Source organism: Pseudidiomarina sp., assembly GCF_033722695.1.
Classification (GTDB): Bacteria; Pseudomonadota; Gammaproteobacteria; order Enterobacterales; family Alteromonadaceae; genus Pseudidiomarina.
Window position 1 is genome coordinate 1 of record NZ_JAWVYM010000060.1, and the last position, 3,693, is coordinate 3,693.

The 3,693-nt window shown below is 50.2% G+C and carries 3 protein-coding genes and 3 tRNA genes; all 6 read right to left on the reverse strand.

Translation table 11 applies throughout. From position 1 onward, the window contains the following. Nucleotides 1-86: 86 nt before the first annotated feature. The 6 genes from R3196_RS10805 to R3196_RS10830 all read right to left on the reverse strand — a co-directional run bounded on the left by R3196_RS10805 (nucleotide 87) and on the right by R3196_RS10830 (nucleotide 3,573). A tRNA-Leu gene (locus R3196_RS10805) sits at nucleotides 87-173 on the reverse strand. 26 nt (nucleotides 174-199) lie between these two features. Continuing rightward, nucleotides 200-273: transfer RNA gene (locus R3196_RS10810), tRNA-Cys, on the reverse strand. Between the two features lie 8 nt (nucleotides 274-281). Continuing rightward, nucleotides 282-356, reverse strand: a tRNA-Gly gene (locus R3196_RS10815). A gap of 79 nt (nucleotides 357-435) precedes the next feature. Then, entirely contained in the window at nucleotides 436-984 is a 549-nt protein-coding gene (pgsA, locus tag R3196_RS10820; protein ID WP_318936776.1) for a CDP-diacylglycerol--glycerol-3-phosphate 3-phosphatidyltransferase, read from the reverse strand. 89 nt (nucleotides 985-1,073) lie between these two features. Continuing rightward, nucleotides 1,074-2,927 (reverse strand): excinuclease ABC subunit UvrC, encoded by a 1,854-nt coding sequence (uvrC, locus tag R3196_RS10825; protein ID WP_318936777.1) that lies wholly within the window; start codon nucleotides 2,925-2,927, stop codon nucleotides 1,074-1,076. Then, nucleotides 2,908-3,573 (reverse strand): LuxR C-terminal-related transcriptional regulator, encoded by a 666-nt coding sequence (locus R3196_RS10830; protein WP_318936778.1) that lies wholly within the window; start codon nucleotides 3,571-3,573, stop codon nucleotides 2,908-2,910. The genes uvrC and R3196_RS10830 overlap by 20 nt, the downstream gene beginning before the upstream one ends. Between the last annotated feature and the right edge of the window lie 120 nt (nucleotides 3,574-3,693).

Below are 3,693 nucleotides of genomic sequence, written 5' to 3' on the forward strand. Positions count from 1 at the left end.
GACGGCTTGGATCGAAACGAGCGGATAATTGATCCCGATTTCGCACCGGATTGGGATTGAGAATATCGGATAATCAGAAATAGAAGTGGTGCCCGGGGCCGGACTTGAACCGGCACGCTGTTACCAGCGAGGGATTTTAAATCCCTTGTGTCTACCTATTTCACCACCCGGGCATTACAGATATTTTGAGGAAACTCGATGGAGGCGGGTCCCGGAGTCGAACCGAGATCCACGGATTTGCAATCCGCTGCATAGCCATTCTGCCAACCCGCCTTCGAGTTTGGAGCGGGAAACGAGATTCGAACTCGCGACCCCAACCTTGGCAAGGTTGTGCTCTACCACTGAGCTATTCCCGCATCCAGTGCCGAGGCATTTTACTGCCTATTTCAACAAGGTCAACGATTTTCTTGGCTGAACCCTACTGATTGGCTATTTTTACTCCACTTTACTTAAGTCAGCCCATGACGCCCGTAAATATTCCCACATTGACCAAAGCGTGAGAACAAAAGCAACATAAAGCAGAACGGTTGCGGTAATGACGACAAAGGTATTGGCTTCCCATATCAGACCGGTTATTGCGACCATCTGAGCAATGGTTTTCCATTTGCCAAGATTCGACACTTTGACTTGCTCCTGACGGCCAATCTGCGCCATCCATTCGCGCAAAGCCGATACCACCAGTTCCCGACTAATGATAGTCAGCGCCGGAATGCTGATCCACCAGGCCGCATAATCCTCGACCACCACCACTAACGAAGCGGCAACCATGACTTTATCGGCAACTGGATCTAAAAAGGCACCGAACTTGCTGAACTGGTTAAATTTGCGAGCGATATACCCGTCCAGGCCATCAGTAAGCCCCGCTATCGCAAATACTACCGCGGCCCAGAAATGTGCCTCAGGTCCCGGTAGGTAATAAATGACCAGAAATACAGGAATTAACAGAATTCGAAAGCAAGTCAGGAGATTGGGAATAGTCCACATAATAGCCGGTAGTTCCTCTGTTCGTTTCGAAAGGCATCATCAGGCTCAATACTAGCCTGTTTTACCGTTGCTTAGCTACCGCTAACAACTTATTCATCACGAAAAGCATGGTAAATTGTTTCGGCAAGATCGCGGCTGATACCAGGTACGGCTGCTAACTGATCGATACTGGCCTGTTTTACCTGTTGCAGTCCGCCAAGGTTCTGCAGGATTTTCTGCCGCCGTTTTGCACCAATGCCTGGAATATCCTCAAGCCGTGAACTTCGCTGAACCTTGGCGCGTCGCTGTCGGTGGCCGGTAATAGCAAAGCGGTGGGATTCGTCGCGGATATGCTGTACCAAATGCAGTGCCGGAGAATCGGCCGGCAGTGGTAGTGTGGCATGGCTGCCTGCCATAATAAGCGTTTCCAGGCCGGGCTTGCGAGATTCCCCCTTAGCAACACCGATCAGCAAAGGTACCCGCGCCGACCAGTCGGCAAAATAATTTTCAGCCTGGGTTAGCTGACCTTTACCGCCATCAATAAATAAAATGTCGGGCATAGGTGTATCCGCGTCAATGCTATCCCGCAAGGGGTCATAGCGACGCTTAAGCGCCTGTGCCATAGCGGCGTAGTCATCGCCGGGCGTGATACCTTTGATATTAAACCGGCGGTAATCGCTTTTTTTCGGACCCTGCTGATCGAACACCACACAGGAAGCTACGGTTTCTTGTCCCATGGTATGACTGATATCAAAACATTCCATCCGCTGCACGGGGAAGCCAAGATCCAGTGCCTTTTCGAGTTCCTGAACCCGCATTGACATGGTCGATGCCTGGTTGACCCGGCTATCTAAAGCATTTAACGCATTTTTCTGCGCCAGGGTCTGGTATTGCCTGCGTTCACCGCGTACCTGGTGGGTCATCCGCACCCGTTGTGCCAGGGCTTGCTCAAGCAATTGCAGCTCCCGCTCGGGATCAAGGAGTTGCGTAGCGGTTTCAGCCGGCAGAATAATTTCGCGTGGTAAGCGGCGACCAATGCGGTCGTTTAAATAGAACTGCAACATAAACGCCAGCAAAACTTCACTGTCGTCAGTATTGGCCGGTAATTTTGGAAAATAACTACGACTGCCCTGCACTGCGCCTTCGCGAATAAACAGCAGATGTACAGCCGCAATACCGCCGCGCCGGGCGAAGCCAATCACGTCCATTTCCTGCTGATTGCCGGTGACAGCGTTGCGCTCCTGAATTTTACGTAGCGCGCCTATCTGATCGCGAAAGCGTGCGGCCCTTTCAAAATCAAGGTCACCGCTGGCCTGCTCCATACGCAAAACCAGCTGGTCGATCACCTGCTGGTTTTTGCCCTGTAGAAACGACTTAGCCAGTTCCACCTGCTCCTGATACTCATCATCGGTGCAATACCCCTTCACACAGGGCGCCAGACAGCGCTTCAGCTGATATTGCAGGCAGGGACGGCTGCGGGCCCGGTAATAAGTGTCATCGCACTGACGAACCGGAAAGAGCTTCTGCATTAGCCGCAGACTTTCACGTACCGCCACACCATTTGGGAAGGGTCCGAAATAATCGCCCTTTTCGCGGCGGGTGCCACGATGAAACGCCAGTCGCGGATGCTCGTGCTGACTGACCAGAATATAGGGATAAGACTTGTCGTCGCGCAGCAACACGTTATAGCGTGGACGGTATTTTTTGATGAAGTTGTTTTCAAGAATCAGCGCCTCGGCTTCGGTATTGGTAACCGTTACGTCCATCGCCGCAATTTGCTTTACCAGCGTCTGCGTTTTCGGTGTATCCAGATTGGTCCGGAAATAACTACCAACCCGCTTACGCAGATCTTTTGCTTTGCCAACATAAATCACGTCACCTGACTCATCATACATGCGATAAACGCCCGGCTGATGAGTCAGATGTTTCAGGAAGGATTTTGAATCAAACTGTTTTTCGTTCATAAACTCCCGGATGATCGAGTTCAACCAACCCTGTTTGTATTGCGATATGCGTCAATTCTACATCACCATTAACGCCGAGTTTGGCAAAAATACGGTAACGAAAGGTATTAACGGTTTTGCTGCTGATATTAAGGTGTTTAGCGATTTCTGCAACCCGGATGCCGCGGCCTAGCATCTGCGTAACCTGAACTTCCCTGTCACTGAGTGACTTGAGCAGCCGCACCTGTTCGGTTTGCCTGGGGTTACGCGCGAGGTATTCTGCTACCGCGGTAGCCACAAACATATGACCGCGATTAAGCGACGCAATGGCAGCAAGGAATTCTTGTTCAGAGGAATTTTCCAGCAGGTAACCATCAACTTGTTTGAGATTGCACTGAAAATCTAGAATATCCTGAAAGTGTTTGGCGAATAGCAGCACCTGCAGATCACAGTAGCGCTTTTGTAACCTGCGCCAGGTTTCAATAGTGCCGTCTCCGGCCAGATGGCTACAGAGTATAACGGTGGCACAAGGCGCGTCTTTGGCCGCCTCACGTAACTGATTAAAGTTAGTAACACAAGCCGCAATGCGGTAGTTATTTGTTGTGAGTGTAGCGTACATCCCAGCCCGCAATAAATCACTCGATACAGCAACAATAAAGTCTGTCATATCCACGTATCCAATGTGAATTTCATGCTCTGAAACCATTTCAGAGAACAACAGATATCAATAATTTTTCGCCGTTTGGCAAGATCAAATTGATAAATTATGTTGAATTGGGATATGTCC